Here is a 16055-nt window from a genome sequence, read left to right as displayed (position 1 = left end):
TGTGGTCCTCGACTTTCGTTCTGTGTCTGACTCCACTTCGTTCTCAAAGAACGAATCGGAATCGAGAAAACCGGCGCGCACCATTTCTTGATAACTGGTTTATTACGCCCGAGAGATCGAGGCCGCCTTCACGCCGTCACCCGACAGCGACTGGATTTGCTTCGCTGCGCTCACGATGACGATGGTTATGGGCCTCGGCGCGCTCGCAGCTACGCCGCCGCGCGCTGCTTCGCCACCATGGCTTCGCCAAAAGCCTCGAACAGTTTTCGATTGATCGGATTGTGCTGCGGGTCGTATTCGGCGTGCCATTGCACCCCGAGTGCAAAGGCCTTGGCTTCCGCGATGCGGATTGCCTCGATGGTGCCGTCCTCGGCGATGCCCTCGATCAGCACGCGCTTGCCGGGATCGAGGATGCCCTGGCCGTGCAGCGAATTGACCCTGATCTTGTTACAGCCGAGCAAGTCTGCGAACGCGCCGCCCGGCGTCAGATCGACGTCGTGACGATCGGCGAACACCACGGTCGGATCGGGATGGATCTCGCCGTTCTCGAGCCTCGGCATGCGGTGGTTCATGCGGCCCGGGATTTCGCGGATCTCGGGATGCAGCGAGCCGCCGAAGGCGACGTTCATCTCCTGGAGGCCCCGGCAGATGCCGAACAGCGGGATGCCGCGGGCAACGCATGCGACCGAGAGCGCCAGCGCCACCTCGTCGCGGTGGATGTCGTAGGGCTCGTGCGCCTCACACGGATCGACGTTGAAACGGGTTGGGTGGACATTGGCGCGAGCACCGGTGAGCACGATGCCGTCGACAGTGTCGAGCAGCGCGCCGATATCGGTGATATCGGGCGAGCCCGCGAACATCACCGGCAGGCCGCCGGACACCTCGGCCACGGCGCGCAGATTACGCTCGCCGACCATCTGGACCTGAAATCGATTTTCAACGCGATGGGCGTTCCCGATCACGCCGACGACCGGCTTTCTCATCTCCCGTTCAGACCTTTCGCCGAAGACGATTCTCCAAACATGCCCCTGGGATGGAACAAATTCAACAGAAGGGTACGCGGGACGGCAATGCTATTTTCGCGCAAATGGCCGGGCGGAGGACGGGCATGGCCCCTCTCTCGCCGGCGTCCGTGGCCCGCAGGGCCAAGGACGCGTCAATCGCGCCAGAGCCTGGCTTGATCCGAGGCGGGATTTCGCGAAAGAGTACCCGCCTGCCGCCTTCGCATAGGAGCCGATGTGACCATTCCCGCAGATGAACGGCCCCGGACCCGCACCGATCTGGCCTGGGCGATCTCGGTCGGGGGCATCGGAATCGTGCTGTTCGCGGCAATGCTGGTCTTCACCTGGTATTTTGCAGCTACCCTGCTCCTGATCTTCACCGGCATGCTGCTGGGCGTCGGCCTCAACGCGCTGACCAACGCGCTTGGCCGCCGCGTGCACCTGCCCCACGCGGTCCGGCTCGCGATCGTCTGTGCCGCGCTGGCGGTAATGCTCGCAGGCGTTGCTTATCTCGGCGGCGCCACCATTGCCGAGCAGGCCTCGCTGCTGAGCAAGACAATCAAGTCGCAGATCACCAACGTCCGGTCCTTCCTCGAAAACCATGGGATCGACACCAGCTTCTTCGATCTCGGCAACGCCGCGCCCGCCGCCTCCACCGATGCGACGCCGGCGCCCGCGCCGAACTCGGGCTCGCACGGCGGATTGCCGGGCGCAGGCGCGCTGGCCTCGAGCGGCGGCGCGATCGTGAGCCAGACCTTCAAGCTGCTGCTCGGCACCATCAGCGCGGTCGGCAACATCTTCATCGTGCTTTTCCTGGGGCTCGCCTTCGCCGCCCAGCCCGCGGTCTATCATGACGGCCTGTTGTTTCTCGCGCCGGCCAGGCATCGCGCCCGCATCACCCTGATCATCGACGGTATCGGCGAGACGCTGGAGCGCTGGCTGATCGCGCAGATCATCGTGATGCTTGCGGTCGGCGTGGTGACCTGGATCGGGCTCGTCCTCATCGGCATTCCCGGCTCGTTCATCCTGGGGATTCAGGCAGGCCTGCTCGCCTTCATTCCGACGGTGGGCGCCATCATAGCCGGCGTCGTGGTCGTGCTGGCGAGCCTCGCCTCAGGATGGATTCCGGCGCTGTCGGCCTTTCTCCTCTTCATGGGCGTGCACGCCATGGAGAGCTATGTGCTGACGCCGATCCTTCAGCGGCAGGCACTGGACATTCCGCCGGCCACGCTGTTCGCGTTCCAGATCCTGCTCGGCGTCGTGTTCGGAATCTGGGGCCTGGCGCTGGCGCTGCCGCTGGTCGCCATCGCCAAGGTGATGATCGACCATTTCAAGACGTATGAAGCGCCGCCTCTGGCGGAGGCGGCCTGAGCCGCCTCAGGTGGTGAGCACGGTTTCGGTGTGCTCGACCTCGGGGGGTGCCGCAAAATACTGGCCGACGAGGCCGCGCCATTCGGTGAAATTCTCGGAGCCGCGGAAATCGACGGTATGGCTCTCGAGCGTCTCCCACTTCACCATCAGACGATAGCGCTGCGGCTTCTCGATCGACTTGTGCAGCTCGAAACCGTGAAAACCCTTGGAGCGGCCGAAAGCGGCCTTGGCCTTGGCGACGGCGGCCTCAAAGTCCTTCTCGCTGCCCGGCTTGACGTCGATTTGCGCGATCTCGGTGATCATCTGTTTCCACCCATTTTGTTTGATGGGCGTGTCTACCGCAGCCCGCGACAAAGAAAAAGGCGCCGAAACGGCGCCTGCCCGGTCCAGAAATGCAGATCACTCAGGCAAGCAGCAGAACGGTGCCCGCCACTGTCAGCGCACAACCGGCGAACAGCGCGAGCGGCCAGTAATTGCGGCCTTGCGTGTAACGCCCCTGGGCGCGGCGCTCGGTGATCAGCGCGCTCTCGTATTCGTCCGCGGTCGAAAACAGGCAGGCGAAGCCGCCGCGTGCCGAAGTCGCCGCGGCTTCGAGCGACATCAGGGCGGTCTGCGGATTCTGTCGACGGATCGATTCCATGACCGCAATGGTAGGGATCGAATGGTAAACAGGGGATTACCGCGAGGCCTCCTTTGCCTAGGCCGTCGCCGGTTGTGTCTTGGATTGCGTGTTGGGCACGCCGATCCGAGCGGCGCTCTGGCGGCGCCAGTTCTCCAGCGACAGTGGCAGCTCCTCCGCCGATTCGACGCGGTTTCGGCCGCCGCGCTTGGCCTGGTAGAGCGCGGTGTCGGCCGAGGCCAGCAGCACTTCGAGCTCGGTGCCGGCCGGACCGCCGGCGACGCCGATGCTGACGGTGGTGTCGACCGGGCCCTCGTCGACGACGACGCCGGAGGTCTCGAAGGCCTCACGCACGCGCTCGGCGACCAGCACGCCCTCCTCCAGCGAGCATGGCAGCAGAGCCGCGAACTCCTCGCCGCCGATGCGACCCGACATGTCGCTGATGCGCAGATTGCTGACGAGGACGGTCGAGAACAGTTTCAACATCTCGTCGCCGGCGGGATGGCCGAAGCGGTCGTTGATCGACTTGAAATGATCGATGTCGAAGATCATCACGGTCACGGGACGGCCGGCCTTGGCCTCGCGCTCGATCACGCGTCCGCAGGCTTCCGAGAAGCCGCGGCGGTTGAGCATGCCGGTCAGGGGATCGGTGGAGGCGGCGGTCCGGTGCGCGGTGACGGTGCGCTCGGACACCAGCATGAAGATCACGAACACGGTGCCGACGGCATAAAGCACGAGCTCGACCGCGAACACGGTGACCCAGATGCTGGTGGAGAAGCCCGCATCGTTCGGGCGCAGGAAGCTGCCGAGCACGATCGGCAGCATCAAGACGCAGCCGTGCATCACCGGGACCACGAAGGCCGGCCAGCGCCGTTGCAGGCTCTTGCGCCGCTCGACCCAGAGCTCGCTCGCGGTCAGCGCCGCATAGACCGAGACGATGCCGGCGCCGACGATCATGCGCAGCATGGACGCGGCGGGATCGAGCAGTGTGGCGGCAGCGGCCCAGGCGAGCGCGCCGACCAGGAGTCCCGGCCAGTTCGGCTTGCGGCCGTGGAAGACGCGCGCCGCATTCCACACCATGCCGCAGGCGACGAAGCCGACCGCGTTCAGCGCAAGGTAAAGATGCGGCCCCAGTCTGTCGCCGGCCGCCGTCCAGAGCGCGACCGATGCGGCGCCGAGCAGATACGCGGTGCCCCACCATTTCAGCGCAGGGCTGTTCTCCTGCCTTCCGAAAAATACCATCATGGCGCCGAGCAGTGCGGCGACCATGGTCGCGACCAAATAGAGCGTGATGCTATCGAGCGACATCATGTCGGCCCCCTCTTAGACATAGCAGTTACGCGATCGGCTCAGCCGATTTGCGCGCCCTTCCAAATGCGACGCTATGTCTCGCGGGTTCCATTCAGGTTTTCATGCGGGCCCAAGTTTTCAGGAAACACGCCATCAATTTGCATACAAACGAACAGCAAAAAGGGCGCTGAAATCAGCGCCCTTTTGCATCTCATTGAAGCCGCTTTCGCGGCGAATGCGACCGAAGCGATTAACGCTTCGAGAACTGGAAGGACCGGCGGGCCTTGGCCTTGCCGTACTTCTTGCGCTCGACCACGCGGGAGTCGCGGGTGAGGAAGCCGCCCTTCTTCAGCACGGTGCGCAGCTCCGGCTCGAAATAGGTCAGCGCCTTGGAGATGCCGTGACGAACGGCACCGGCCTGGCCAGACAGACCGCCGCCGGCGACGGTGCAGATCACGTCATACTGGCCGGACCGCGCGGCCACGGAGAAGGGCTGCTCGATCATCATGCGCAGCACGGGACGGGCGAAATAGACCTCGACCTCGCGCGCGTTGACCGTGACCTTGCCGGCGCCCGGCTTGATCCAGACGCGGGCGACCGCGTCCTTGCGCTTGCCGGTGGCGTAGGCGCGGTTGAACTTGTCGACCTTCTTCTCGTGCTTGGGCGCGTCGGGCGCGGCTGCCGTCTTGAGCTGCGAGAGCTGGTCGAGCGACTGAATGGATTCGGCCATGTTATGCGGCCCTCGTGTTCTTGCGGTTCAACTTGGCGATGTCGATCTTCTCGGGCGTCTGGGCCTCGTGCGGATGATCGGCGCCGCCATAGACGCGGAGGTTGCCCATCTGGACCCGACCGAGCGGACCGCGCGGGATCATGCGCTCGACGGCCTTCTCGAGCACGCGCTCGGGATGCTTGCCCTCGAGGATCTGGCGCGCGGTGCGCTCCTTGATGTGGCCGACGTAACCGGTGTGCTTGTAATAGGTCTTCTGCTCGCGCTTGCGGCCGGTGAGAACCGCATACTGCGCATTGATGATGATGATGTTGTCGCCGCAATCAACGTGCGGGGTGTAGGTCGGGAGGTGCTTGCCGCGCAGGCGCATGGCGACGATGGTGGCGAGACGGCCGACGACCAGACCCTTGGCGTCGATCAATACCCACTTCTTCGTCACCTCAGCCGGCTTTGCCGAAAAGGTTTTCATGTCAGAGTTTCCGTGGACGGGGAGCATCGGCGCGAACACCGCACCGGACTGGCGGTTTTCTAGAGAACAGGGGCGCCGCGGTCAATGCCCAAAGCTGTAATTTACATGTGCAATATCAATTGCTTATAATTAAGGTATTACGATACCTGCAAAAAGCTCAAACGTTTGGAATGGAATAGGTTGAGGTGACATGCGCAATCGGATCGGGCGAGGTCCCGGACAACAGCTTCACCTCGCCGACCGCGAGGCGCTTGCCGAGCTTGAGCAGCCGCGCCTCCGCCAGCACGTCCTGCCCGGGCTGCCCCTTGCGCAGGAAGTTGATGTTGAGATTGGTGGTCACGGCGAGCCCGATCGGCCCGATCGCGGACAACAGCACCACGTACATCGCGAAGTCGGCGAGCGCCATCAATGTCGGGCCGGACACGGTTCCGCCTGGCCGCAGCATCTTTTCGCTATAGCGCTGACGCAAAAGGCAGGCCTGACCGTCCGCGCTCTCGATCGTGATGTCGTCGCCGCTGAAGGCCTGGGGAAACTCGTTGCGGAGGAACTGCTCGAGCTCCGCCACGCTCATTTTCGCTAACGCCATGCTACCCCTCACCCTCGCTTCACGTCCCCTGTTACATTAAGTTATCTGCGTCATCCAATCGCAATAATCCAACGGGAAACGCTTTGATGTCCGTCCAGGCCGCCCGCGCCCCTTCCCCGCAACCACCTATCCTGCTGCGCGAGACCGTGGGCCCCATCGCGGTCCTGACCCTCAACCGCCCGGCCGCCCGCAACAGCCTGTCGGCGACGATGATCGCAAGCCTGCACGCCACGCTCAACGAGATCCGCGACGACAAGGCCATCCGCGGCGTCGTAATCGCGGCCAACGGTCCCGCCTTCTCCGCCGGCCACGACATGAAGGAGCTGACCGCGCGCCGCGCCGACCCGGATCGCGGCCGTGCCTTCTTCGCCGAGATGATGACCGCCTGCAGCGCGATGATGCAGGCGATCGTGCACCTGCCCAAGCCCGTGGTCGCATCCGTCCAGGGCATCGCGACCGCCGCGGGCTGTCAGCTCGTGGCAAGCTGCGATCTCGCGATCGCCTCGGAAGCAGCACACTTCGCTACCCCCGGCGTCGACATCGGCCTGTTCTGCTCGACGCCGATGGTGGCGCTGTCGCGCAACGTGCCGCGCAAGCAGGCGATGGAGATGTTGCTGACGGGCGAGCCGATCCCGGCCGTACGCGCCCGCGAGATCGGCCTCGTCAATCGTGTCGTCGCCGCCGGCACCGAGCGCGCCGCCGCCATTGCGCTCGCCGAACAGGTCGCGCTGAAATCCGCCTATACCGTCAAGCTCGGCAAGGAGGCGTTCTACCGCCAGGCCGAGATGAGCCTTGCAGACGCCTATCGCTATGCGGCAGAGGTGATGACCGAGAACATGATGGCGCGAGACGCCGAGGAAGGCATCGGCGCCTTCATCGAGAAGCGTACGCCGACATGGCGGGATGAATAGTCAACTCCTCATCCTGAGGAGCCGCGGAACGCGGCGTCTCGAAGGATAGAGGCCCGACTGCGGCTTCATGGTTCGAGACGCGCGTGCCGCGCTCCTCACCATGAGGTCAGAGAAAGAAGAAGATGAACCACGACGCCTATCCCGACAATTACATCCGGGGCATCCTCAACAACGTGAAATCGATCGCGATGGTCGGTGCCTCGCCGGCCAACGTGCGGCCGAGCTATTTCGCGTTCAAATATCTGGCCCAGCGCGGCTACGACATGATTCCGGTTAATCCCGGCCATGTCGGAAAGGAGCTGCTCGGAAAACCCTTCGTCGCCTCGCTGTCCGACATTGACCGTCCCGTCGACATGATCGACATTTTCCGCAACTCCAGTCACATCATGCCGGTGGTCGAGGAAGCCCTCACTCTTGATCCGCTGCCGATGGTGATCTGGATGCAGTTGGGGGCGCGCGACGATGCGGCGGCGCTGAAGGCGGAATCGGTTGGTATCAAGGTGGTGATGAACCGCTGCCCCAAGATCGAATATGGCCGCCTGTCCTCGGAGATCTCCTGGATGGGCGTCAATTCGCGCACGCTGAGCTCCAAGCGCGCGCCGGCGCCGACGCAGGGCATGCGGCTATCCCTCAATCGGATGAGTGTTGGCGGCGGCGAAACCGCGGCCTCGGACCGCGCCGCCAAAAACAAGACTGAGCAAAGCTGACGCAGTTGCGAAGGTTTCATTTCGCGAACGCGACAATGCGTAGCACGATCGTTCCGATGTGAAGCCCCGCCTTGACGGCAGCCGCGGCGCCAATCAGCATGCCGCGCGATTTCAGACCACGAGAACAGGACGCCCTCAATGAGCGATCGCCTTCCGGGATTTTCGACCCTCGCCGTGCATGCCGGTGCACAGCCCGATCCCACCACCGGTGCGCGCGCGACTCCGATCTATCAAACGACGTCATTCGTCTTCAACGACGCCTACCATGCCGCCTCGCTGTTCGGCCTGCAGGCGTTCGGCAACATCTATACCCGCATCGGCAATCCCACCAATGCGGTGCTGGAAGAGCGCGTCGCGGCCCTCGAAGGCGGCACTGCCGCGCTTGCGGTGGCCTCGGGCCATGCCGCGCAGGTCGTGGTGCTGCAGCAATTGCTCCAGCCCGGCGACGAGTTCATCGCCGCGCGAAAGCTCTATGGCGGCTCGATCAACCAGTTCACGCACGCGTTCAAGAGCTTCGGCTGGAACGTGGTGTGGGCCGATCCCGACGACATCGCGAGCTTCGAGCGCGCGGTCACGCCGCGCACGAAAGCAATCTTCATCGAGTCCATCGCCAATCCCGCCGGCAGCATCACCGACATCGAGGCGATCTCGACGGTGGCGCGCAAGGCAGGCGTCCCGCTGATCGTCGACAACACGCTGGCCTCGCCCTATCTGATCCGTCCCATCGATCATGGTGCCGACATCGTCGTGCACTCGCTGACGAAGTTTCTCGGCGGCCACGGCAATTCGATCGGCGGCATCATCGTCGATGCCGGCACCTTCGACTGGTCGACCGGCGGCAAATATCCGATGCTCTCCGAGCCGCGGCCCGAATATCACGGCATCCGGCTGCAGGAGACGTTTGGCAATTTCGCCTTCGCGATCGCCTGCCGCGTACTCGGCCTGCGCGACCTCGGACCCGCGCTGTCGCCGTTCAACGCCTTCATGATTCTCACCGGCATCGAGACATTGCCGCTGCGCATGCAGAAGCACTGCGACAATGCCAAAGCGGTCGCCGAATTCCTCGCCGGCCATCCGGCGGTGGCCGCGGTGAACTATGCGGGGCTTGCAAGCGACAAGTACAACCAGCTCGCGCGCAAATACGCACCGAAGGGCGCCGGCGCCGTGTTCACCTTCAGCCTGAAGGGCGGCTACGATGCCGGCGTCAGCCTGGTGTCGAAGTTGCAGCTGTTCTCGCATCTGGCCAATGTCGGTGACACCCGCTCGCTCGTCATCCATCCGGCCTCGACCACGCACAGCCAGCTCGACGACGCTGCCAAGATCAAGTCCGGCGCCGGCCCCGACGTGGTGCGGCTTTCGATCGGCATCGAGGACAAGGAAGATTTGATCGCCGATTTGGAACAGGCGCTGGGTACGTAGCATCACCGTCATTCCGGGGCGCGCGACAGCGCGAACCCGGAATCTCGACGTCGCATCATAAGCTCTGGATTCCGAGTTCGGTGCTTCGCACCGCCCCGGAATGACGATCGCCGTTAACAGTCATTAACCATATCTGCCGCATACATCGTCACTGGATCGCCCCTTTGATTCGGAGCCGACGATGCTGCGCTGGACGGTGCCTGCCCTTGCGGCGATGCTGACGGTCTCAGCTGCGATTGCCGCCGATTTGCCGGCCACGCCGAGGCGACGGGCTGCCGCTCCGCCACAGGAGCCGCCGCAGGTCTATGTCGAGACCGATCCGGATGCGCTGATCTCGCCGGCCTACGGCATCGGCAGCTACATCCGCAATTTGCCGGGTACACCACTGCTGCCGGGCTCGCACACGCTGCCGGGCTATTACGGCCGTCCCTGGGACTACGATTACCAGGGCTCGTATTACGGCGGGAAGCAGGTCGATTATTTCTGGCGCCTGCCCTACTCGTGCGGCATCTACGGCTATTGCTGAAGAGCAGATCCGATCAGCCGGCCTGACCGATGGGAACCGCGCGCGGCTGCGCTTCGGTTGAATGCCGTGGAGCGAGCCGCTCCATCTGCGTCACCGCAAGCGTCAGCACCACGATCGCGACCGCCTGATGTGCGAGCGCGAGATCAATCGGCACCTGGTTGAGCAGCGTGAGGATGCCGAGCAATGCTTGCAGGCTTATCGCGCCCAGCAGCAAGAGCGCGCCGCGCGCCGCGGATCCCGCGCGTGAACGCACCGCATCGAACGCGTGCAACGCCGCCAGCGCCAACAGCGCATAGGCCGTCATGCGGTGCTCGAACTGCACCGTCAGCACATTGTCGAACATGTTGCGCCACCACGGCGTCTCGAACCACAGCCGCTCCCCTGAGGGAATGAACGCACCGTCGATCTGCGGCCAGGTGTTGTAGGCGCGACCGGCGCGCAGGCCGGCAACCAGCGCACCGAAATAGATCTGGATAAAGGTCACGACGAGGAGCAAGCCGCTCGTGAAGCGCAGCGGCGACGACGCCGCAATTTGCGGCCGTTCTGCGAGCCGCCGCACCGTCCAGACGATGCCGGCGAAGATGATGAGCGCGAGCACAAGATGCGTCGCCAGCCGATATTGCGACACCTCGACGCGTTCAGACAGCCCCGAGGCCACCATCCACCAGCCGACCGCGCCCTGGAGCCCGCCGAGCCCGAACAACAGCCACAGCCGCCGCTTCAAATCACCGGACAGGCCGCCGCGCCAGAGGAAGAACAGGAACGGCAACAGATAGGCGACGCCGATGAAACGGCCGAGCAACCGGTGGCTCCATTCCCACCAGAAGATCTCCTTGAACTCGGACAGGCTCATGCCGGCTTTGAGCTCGCGATATTGCGGGATCTTCTTGTAGGCCTCGAAGGCCGCCGTCCACTGCGTTTCCGAGAGTGGCGGCACGCTGCCCGTGACCGGCTTCCATTCGACGATCGAGAGCCCGGATTCCGTCAGCCGCGTCGCACCGCCGACCAGCACCATCAGCGCAATCAGCGCAGCCACTGAGATCAGCCACCAGCGCACGGCGCGATGCGGCTCGGACGGGGCGGAAATCGTCGTCATTCGAGGCAAAACCAGAGCTTGAACCGGCAAGGCTTGAACCAAACTGCGTGCCCCTTATAGTCCCCCGCTCCCGCAGCGCAAGTTACGCGAAAGCCGCGACATTCCGTCATGACGATCCGCACCCGCAAGTTCCTCGGCACCATCCTGCTCCTGGTGCTCGCCACCGTCTGGGCGCTGCTCGGCATGGCGCTCGCGCAGATGCCGTGGATCGCCGAGTCCGGCTGGCGGCAGGCAATCTACTACGTGGTGGTCGGCATGGGCTGGGTGCTGCCGGCGATGCCGATCGTGAGCTGGATGCAGCGGCCCGACCGGGCCAAGTCGAGCTCGTAGCGCTTCCAGTTCGTAGCGCTTTTAGGGTGTCGCAGTGCCCGTCGGCTTCACCGGCGCAAAGGCCGTGCCCGACACCAGCACCCGCATCATGCGCAGCGAGCGCACCCGGCCATCCCAGCAAATGCGCGGCAACGCGCGCAGATTGGTGCGGCCCTCCGCGTCCACGACGCCCGGGATCGTCGTCACAGCACTGGCAAAGCCGGCCTCCTCCGCCATGATGACATGGCTGCGCCGGAACGAGGCGCGATCGCCGAACGGAAAGGCGAGATGCCGGATGTCGCGAGCGAAGGCCGCCTCCGCCACCGCCTTGCCCATCGTCATCTCGCGCAGCGCGGCCGCATCCTTCATGTTGGCGAGAACGGGATAGTTCACGGTCGCGCTGCCGATCGTCACCAGCGGATCGGCCGCAAGCCTCGCCAGATCCTCCCAATTCATCGATGCCTCGCGTGAGAGCGCGGCAAGGTCGACCCGGTAGCGCGTGCAGAGATCTGCGATCGCAGCCGACACATCCGCCGGCGGCAGCGAGTGCAGCCAGGCCTCGACGAACGAAAACAGCGCCTGCTTCCCGGCGTTATCAGCGACAGTGAAGCGCTGCTCCTTCTCGCCCATCATCAGGCTGACACGGCTCTCGCGCGCGATCACCTGTTCGAGGCCGAGCCACCAGGCCTCGCCGACGCCATCGGGAAACGCCGTGGGCACGTAGATCGTGAGGGGCACGGCGTGGCGCGCCAGCACCGGATAGGCAAAGTCGATCAGATCCTTGCCGGCGCCGTCGAAAGTGAGCGCCACGAAGCGGCGGTGTTCCGACAGCGTCACCGCGCGCCGGCAGACCTCGTCCATGCCGATAAAATCATACTTCCACCGCTTCAGCGCGCGAATGGCGCGATCGAGGAAATGCGGCGTGATCTCGTTCTCGCGCGACGGCTGAAACCCGCCGCGCCGCCGCGGCCGCACATGCGCAAAGCGCAGGATGGCGCCGGCACCACGACTGCGCAGCGCAGCCTGGCCTGTGAACCAGGTCAGCTCAAGGCGCAGCCGTTCCAGCCATCTGTCGTCGGATGCCAATGTCCCACCTCGCGCCCGTCGGCGACCGTTCCCCCTCTTATAGTCATTACCCTTTGTTGACATTTCTTTGCAAAGGTCGGCCACAGGCCGAATTACGCATATTTTTTCTCGACAGGTTCGCGAATGACCATGGCTGCGGCGATGCAAAGCCGGACGGCGGAATTGCCAGCGCGGTCGAAAGCGGGCCGTATCGCGCATGTCGATATCGTGACCGATCTCGGCGCGGCCGAGGCCGTCTGGCGCGCCTTCGAGCAACCCGGTCACCTCTTCACGCCCTATCAGCGGTTTGATCTGCTCAGTCCCTGGCAGCGTCTGGTCGGGGAGCACGAACGCGCCCGCCCTTTCATCGTCATTGCCCGCGACGCCGAGCATCAGCCGCTGCTGCTGCTGCCGCTCTCGCTGCGCCAGAACCACGGCGTGCGCACGGCCTGCTTCATGGGCGGCAAGCATACGACCTTCAACATGGGCCTGTGGAACGCCGAATTTGCAGCGCAGGTCGGCATCGGCGATCTCGACGCGCTGTTTGCGCCGCTTGGCGAGCATGCCGACGTGCTCGCATTGACGCAGCAGCCTCTGCGCTGGAACGACCAGCAGAACCCGTTCGCGCATTTGCCGCGCCAGAGCGCGATCAACGGCTGCCCGCTGCTCACGATGGAACCGGGCGGCCCCCCGGCATCGCGGATCAGCAACTCCTTCCGCCGCCGCCTCAAGAGCAAGGAGAAGAAGCTCCAGGCGCTCGCCGGCTATCGCTATCATTTGGCGACCACCGACGCGGACATCACCCGCCTGCTCGACTGGTTCTTCCGCGTCAAGCCGGCGCGGATGGCCGAGCAGAAGCTTCCCAATGTCTTCGCCGAGCCCGGCGTCGAGCAATTCGTCCGCAGCGCCTGCCTTGCGTCACGCGGTGACGGCCGCGTCATCGACATCCATGCGCTCGAATGCGACGACGAGGTGATCGCGATCTTCGCCGGCGTCGCCGACGGCCAGCGCTTCTCGATGATGTTCAACACCTACACGATGTCCGAGCACGCCCGCTACAGCCCCGGGCTGATCCTGATGCGCTACATCATCGACCGCTGCGCCGAGCGCGGCCACCGCTCGCTCGACCTCGGCATCGGCTCGGACGAGTACAAGCGGATGTTCTGCAAGGACGACCAGGACATCTTCGACAGTTTCGTTCCGCTGACGTCACGTGGAAAATTCGCGGCGATGGCGATGTCCTCGCTGAGCCACGGCAAGCGGCTGGTGAAACAGAACCAGATGCTGTTCGAGCTCGCGCAGCGGCTGCGGCGAGCGTTCGGGTAAGAAATTCTGCGGTTGGGAAACGCTCCCCTGCGGCCCATCCTTCGAGACGCCCGCGTCTGGCGGGCCCTCAGGATGAGGACAGAGTTCGCGGCAGCAGCTTCAACGGATTCCGATTTAGCCAAGCCTCATCCTGAGGAGACCGCGAAGCGGTCGTCTCGAAGGACGAGGCGCTCGCTCGGTCCCCACGGAGAGGCAAGAACATCACGCCGCCACGACCCGCGGCGCATCCCTCGCATCCGACGGCTGCACCGGCCTGCTCAGCATCGTCACTTCGCTGAAGCCGACGGCGCTGAGCTGCTCGCGCATCAGCGCGCGCGCATCCGCCGTCATCGACGCGTCGGGCACCACGACGGCGCGGGCATTCGCCGTCAGGAGCTCAGCCGGAAGGTCGGAGGCACTGCCGGCATCGAGCAGCACGTGGTCGTAGGCGCGCAGCAGCGCGTCGATCGCGAGCGTCACGCGCGGCGACTGCAACAGGCTGCGATCGAAGCCGGGACGGCCGGCCATGACCAGATGCAGCCGCGAAAGCTTGTCCCGGGTGATGATCTGCGCGAACGACGCCTCGCCCTGCATCAGTTCGGCGAGACCGGGGGCCGAGGCATCGACGGACACGGCGGCCATGGTCGGCGAGGACGCGGCAAGATCGACCACGACGACCCGCGCATCGCGCGCCAGGTGCCGGGCCAAGGTCAGCGTCGACAGCGTGATGGCTTCGCCGCTGGCAGTGCCGAGTACCGTAACCTTCTTCGCCATGGCTCCGGCGGCGCGGAGGCTGTCGGCCAGATGCTCGATCTCCGCGAATGCGGTGACATCGGCATCGGCCGTCATCTCCGGCTGGAGCGGCGCGGGTTCTGCCATGACTGGATCGACGACCGGATCGGCAAAGGGCTCGACGACCGCTGGTTGGACGATTTGTTCCTGGCGAGCCGACGCCCGCGCTGGCGCGAACACCGCGACCGCCCGGGGCGCAGTCTGGCGCAGCAACTCTCCGGTGACGACGACGCCGGACGAGAGCAGCAGTGTCGCGATCGTCGCGATCAGCACGATCGGCAGCTTCTTCGGATAGGCCGGCGTGTTCGAAACGATGGCGCGCGAGATGATGCGGCCATCTGTCGGCGCGGTGTCGATGGTCTCGCGGGTGTTGGCTTCACGGTATTTCGCCAGATAGGTTTCGAGCAGGTCGCGCTGGGCCTTCGCCTCACGCTCGAGGGCGCGGAGCTGCACGTCCTGGCCGTTGGTGGCCGTCGCCTGCTTCTTGAGCTGCTCCAGGCTTGCGGATAATTCCTGGACGCGCCCGCTGGCGGCGCGCGCATCGTTTTCGAGCGTGCGGGCAAGCTTGGCGGCCTCGTCGCGGATCTGGGTGTCGAGGTCGGCGAGCTGCGCCTTCAATTCCTTGATGCGCGGATGGTTGCCGAGCAGCGTCGAGGATTGCTCGGCCAGCTGGGCCCGCAACGCCACGCGCTGCTGCGAAGGCGTGCGCATCGATTCCGAGTTCAGCACTTCCGACGATTCGATCGGCTTGCCGCTCTGAATCATCTCGCGGATCAGGCGCGCCTTGGACTCGGCGTCGGCCTTGAGCGCGCGCGCATTGTTGAGCTGGGTGTTGACCTCGCCCATCTGCTGGTTCGACAGAGTCGTGTTGTTGGTGCCGACGAACAGGCTCGACTTTGAGCGGAAGTCCTCGGCCTTCGCTTCGGCCTCGGAGACGTTCCGTCGCAGCTCGTCGATCCTGCCGGCATACCACTGGCTGGCGTTTCGGGCCTGATCCTGGCGCGCATCCTGCTGGAGCACGAGATAGCCGTCGGCGATCGAATTGGCGACGCGCACGGCGAGATCGGGATCGGCAGACTGGAATTCGATCACGATCACGCGCGACTTGTCGACGGCGTAGGCCTGGAGGCGCTCGTAATAGGCGTCCAGCACGCGCTCTTCCGGCGTCATCGAGAACGGATCGCGGCCGATGCCGACCAGCGCCGCAAGCGACTTCAGCGGCGAAATGCCTTGCAGCACGGGATCGAACTCGGGCCGCTCCGCAAGCTTGTTCTTCTTGATGATCTCGCGCGCGAGATCGCGCGACAGCACGAGCTGCACCTGGCTGGTGACGGCTTCGGCGTCGAGCGCCTGCCGTTCCTCGGCGCGATCGCTGTTGGGGCGCAGAAACACGTTCTCGCGGCCGTCGATCAGGATACGGGATTCCGACTTGTAGCGCGGCGTGATGAGATTGACGATCGCGACCGATGCGACGAGCGCCAGCACCGTCGGCACGATGATCCAGCTGCGCTTGCGCGCCAATGCCGCGCCGAGCGCGTGCAGGTCGATGTCGCCGGACTCGACTGGCGCGGGCCTCGGTGCGATGGGCGCAGGCTTTGCTTCAATCGGGGGCTCGAGCTCGGCCCGCTTGGCTGCGGCCTTCGCGACAGCCCGCTCGACCACCGCCTTGTCCTTGCCGGCACGCCAGAACGCTAAACGCATCGAACACTCCCGCAGGCGCAACGCCACGAACCTACCTCAACCGAGGCGATTACACTCCATTAAGGTTGCCGCTGGGTTAATCGCAGCGCCCGGCAACTCACGCGGGTACTTCCGTCACCGTTTGTTAACCACGAGGGCTCTTAATCCGTCTCGATATTTCG

Annotated in this window: 17 protein-coding genes; 7 read left to right on the top strand and 10 right to left on the bottom strand. The window is 64.7% G+C overall.

Annotated features, from left to right (window positions below):
- Window positions 1–209: 209 nt before the first annotated feature.
- The gene (locus AC0L3K_RS02725; protein WP_219682233.1) at window positions 210–983 is read right to left on the bottom strand and encodes a gamma-glutamyl-gamma-aminobutyrate hydrolase family protein; all 774 of its coding nucleotides are present in this window, start codon (window positions 981–983) and stop codon (window positions 210–212) included.
- 255 nt (window positions 984–1238) lie between these two features.
- Between AC0L3K_RS02725 and AC0L3K_RS02720 the strand changes: the two genes are divergently transcribed.
- The gene (locus tag AC0L3K_RS02720; protein ID WP_007603489.1) at window positions 1239–2372 is read left to right on the top strand and encodes an AI-2E family transporter; all 1134 of its coding nucleotides are present in this window, start codon (window positions 1239–1241) and stop codon (window positions 2370–2372) included.
- 6 nt (window positions 2373–2378) lie between these two features.
- Here the strand turns inward: AC0L3K_RS02720 and AC0L3K_RS02715 are convergent, their stop codons facing one another.
- The 6 genes from AC0L3K_RS02715 to AC0L3K_RS02690 form a co-directional block, all read right to left on the bottom strand.
- Window positions 2379–2675, bottom strand: a complete 297-nt coding sequence (locus AC0L3K_RS02715; protein WP_007603488.1) for an antibiotic biosynthesis monooxygenase family protein — start codon at window positions 2673–2675, stop codon at window positions 2379–2381.
- 100 nt (window positions 2676–2775) lie between these two features.
- Window positions 2776–3012: a hypothetical protein gene (locus tag AC0L3K_RS02710; RefSeq protein WP_007603487.1), complete on the bottom strand. Its 237-nt coding sequence runs from the start codon at window positions 3010–3012 to the stop codon at window positions 2776–2778.
- Between the two features lie 57 nt (window positions 3013–3069).
- A complete protein-coding gene (locus AC0L3K_RS02705) occupies window positions 3070–4302 on the bottom strand; it encodes a GGDEF domain-containing protein (protein ID WP_473365466.1) in 1233 nt (410 codons plus the stop codon).
- Window positions 4303–4531: 229 nt separating this feature from the next.
- Window positions 4532–5011: a 30S ribosomal protein S9 gene (gene rpsI, locus AC0L3K_RS02700; RefSeq protein ID WP_007603485.1), complete on the bottom strand. Its 480-nt coding sequence runs from the start codon at window positions 5009–5011 to the stop codon at window positions 4532–4534.
- A 1-nt stretch (window position 5012) separates the two neighbouring features.
- Window positions 5013–5477, bottom strand: a complete 465-nt coding sequence (gene rplM / locus AC0L3K_RS02695; protein ID WP_007603484.1) for a 50S ribosomal protein L13 — start codon at window positions 5475–5477, stop codon at window positions 5013–5015.
- Window positions 5478–5634: 157 nt separating this feature from the next.
- Window positions 5635–6063, bottom strand: a complete 429-nt coding sequence (locus AC0L3K_RS02690; protein ID WP_007603483.1) for a PaaI family thioesterase — start codon at window positions 6061–6063, stop codon at window positions 5635–5637.
- 86 nt (window positions 6064–6149) lie between these two features.
- On the opposite strand from AC0L3K_RS02690, the gene AC0L3K_RS02685 reads away from it, so the two are divergent.
- From AC0L3K_RS02685 to AC0L3K_RS02670, 4 genes are all read left to right on the top strand, one after another.
- Complete coding sequence (locus AC0L3K_RS02685) at window positions 6150–6974, top strand: enoyl-CoA hydratase (RefSeq protein WP_473365465.1); 825 nt, start codon at window positions 6150–6152, stop codon at window positions 6972–6974.
- A gap of 122 nt (window positions 6975–7096) precedes the next feature.
- Complete coding sequence (locus tag AC0L3K_RS02680) at window positions 7097–7681, top strand: CoA-binding protein (protein ID WP_219682238.1); 585 nt, start codon at window positions 7097–7099, stop codon at window positions 7679–7681.
- 138 nt (window positions 7682–7819) lie between these two features.
- On the top strand, window positions 7820–9100 hold the full coding sequence (locus AC0L3K_RS02675; protein WP_473365464.1) for an O-acetylhomoserine aminocarboxypropyltransferase: 1281 nt from the start codon (window positions 7820–7822) through the stop codon (window positions 9098–9100).
- Between the two features lie 181 nt (window positions 9101–9281).
- Window positions 9282–9626, top strand: a complete 345-nt coding sequence (locus tag AC0L3K_RS02670; protein WP_473365463.1) for a hypothetical protein — start codon at window positions 9282–9284, stop codon at window positions 9624–9626.
- 13 nt (window positions 9627–9639) lie between these two features.
- Here the strand turns inward: AC0L3K_RS02670 and AC0L3K_RS02665 are convergent, their stop codons facing one another.
- The gene (locus AC0L3K_RS02665) at window positions 9640–10722 is read right to left on the bottom strand and encodes a COX15/CtaA family protein (RefSeq protein WP_473365462.1); all 1083 of its coding nucleotides are present in this window, start codon (window positions 10720–10722) and stop codon (window positions 9640–9642) included.
- Window positions 10723–10830: 108 nt separating this feature from the next.
- Here AC0L3K_RS02665 and AC0L3K_RS02660 point away from each other — a divergent pair, with 108 nt between their 5' ends.
- On the top strand, window positions 10831–11052 hold the full coding sequence (locus AC0L3K_RS02660; RefSeq protein ID WP_007603477.1) for a DUF2842 domain-containing protein: 222 nt from the start codon (window positions 10831–10833) through the stop codon (window positions 11050–11052).
- A gap of 21 nt (window positions 11053–11073) precedes the next feature.
- Here the strand turns inward: AC0L3K_RS02660 and AC0L3K_RS02655 are convergent, their stop codons facing one another.
- Window positions 11074–12117, bottom strand: a complete 1044-nt coding sequence (locus tag AC0L3K_RS02655; RefSeq protein WP_473365461.1) for a polysaccharide deacetylase family protein — start codon at window positions 12115–12117, stop codon at window positions 11074–11076.
- A 123-nt stretch (window positions 12118–12240) separates the two neighbouring features.
- Between AC0L3K_RS02655 and AC0L3K_RS02650 the strand changes: the two genes are divergently transcribed.
- Window positions 12241–13422, top strand: coding sequence for a GNAT family N-acetyltransferase (locus AC0L3K_RS02650; protein WP_473365460.1), 1182 nt, complete (start codon window positions 12241–12243; stop codon window positions 13420–13422).
- A 201-nt stretch (window positions 13423–13623) separates the two neighbouring features.
- Here AC0L3K_RS02650 and AC0L3K_RS02645 read toward each other — a convergent pair whose 3' ends face one another.
- Window positions 13624–15894 (bottom strand): GumC family protein, encoded by a 2271-nt coding sequence (locus AC0L3K_RS02645; protein ID WP_473365459.1) that lies wholly within the window; start codon window positions 15892–15894, stop codon window positions 13624–13626.
- Window positions 15895–16055: the final 161 nt, after the last annotated feature.

It is taken from the genome of Bradyrhizobium sp. MI1.10 (genome assembly GCF_055811035.1).
Note: the sequence above shows the minus strand (reverse complement) of the source record. Positions and strands in the feature narration are given on the sequence as shown.

Bases quoted from the DNA above. Each gene is read 5' to 3' on its own strand.
- AC0L3K_RS02725 (WP_219682233.1), bottom strand. From the start codon at position 983: ATGAGAAAGCCGGTCGTCGGCGTGATCGGGAACGCCCATCGCGTTGAA.
- AC0L3K_RS02715 (WP_007603488.1), bottom strand. From the start codon at position 2,675: ATGATCACCGAGATCGCGCAAATCGACGTCAAGCCGGGCAGCGAGAAG.
- AC0L3K_RS02710 (WP_007603487.1), bottom strand. From the start codon at position 3,012: ATGGAATCGATCCGTCGACAGAATCCGCAGACCGCCCTGATGTCGCTC.
- AC0L3K_RS02705 (WP_473365466.1), bottom strand. From the start codon at position 4,302: ATGATGTCGCTCGATAGCATCACGCTCTATTTGGTCGCGACCATGGTC.
- rpsI (WP_007603485.1), bottom strand. From the start codon at position 5,011: ATGGCCGAATCCATTCAGTCGCTCGACCAGCTCTCGCAGCTCAAGACG.
- rplM (WP_007603484.1), bottom strand. From the start codon at position 5,477: ATGAAAACCTTTTCGGCAAAGCCGGCTGAGGTGACGAAGAAGTGGGTA.
- AC0L3K_RS02690 (WP_007603483.1), bottom strand. From the start codon at position 6,063: ATGGCGTTAGCGAAAATGAGCGTGGCGGAGCTCGAGCAGTTCCTCCGC.
- AC0L3K_RS02685 (WP_473365465.1), top strand. From the start codon at position 6,150: ATGTCCGTCCAGGCCGCCCGCGCCCCTTCCCCGCAACCACCTATCCTG.
- AC0L3K_RS02680 (WP_219682238.1), top strand. From the start codon at position 7,097: ATGAACCACGACGCCTATCCCGACAATTACATCCGGGGCATCCTCAAC.
- AC0L3K_RS02675 (WP_473365464.1), top strand. From the start codon at position 7,820: ATGAGCGATCGCCTTCCGGGATTTTCGACCCTCGCCGTGCATGCCGGT.
- AC0L3K_RS02670 (WP_473365463.1), top strand. From the start codon at position 9,282: ATGCTGCGCTGGACGGTGCCTGCCCTTGCGGCGATGCTGACGGTCTCA.
- AC0L3K_RS02665 (WP_473365462.1), bottom strand. From the start codon at position 10,722: ATGACGACGATTTCCGCCCCGTCCGAGCCGCATCGCGCCGTGCGCTGG.
- AC0L3K_RS02660 (WP_007603477.1), top strand. From the start codon at position 10,831: ATGACGATCCGCACCCGCAAGTTCCTCGGCACCATCCTGCTCCTGGTG.
- AC0L3K_RS02650 (WP_473365460.1), top strand. From the start codon at position 12,241: ATGACCATGGCTGCGGCGATGCAAAGCCGGACGGCGGAATTGCCAGCG.
- AC0L3K_RS02645 (WP_473365459.1), bottom strand. From the start codon at position 15,894: ATGCGTTTAGCGTTCTGGCGTGCCGGCAAGGACAAGGCGGTGGTCGAG.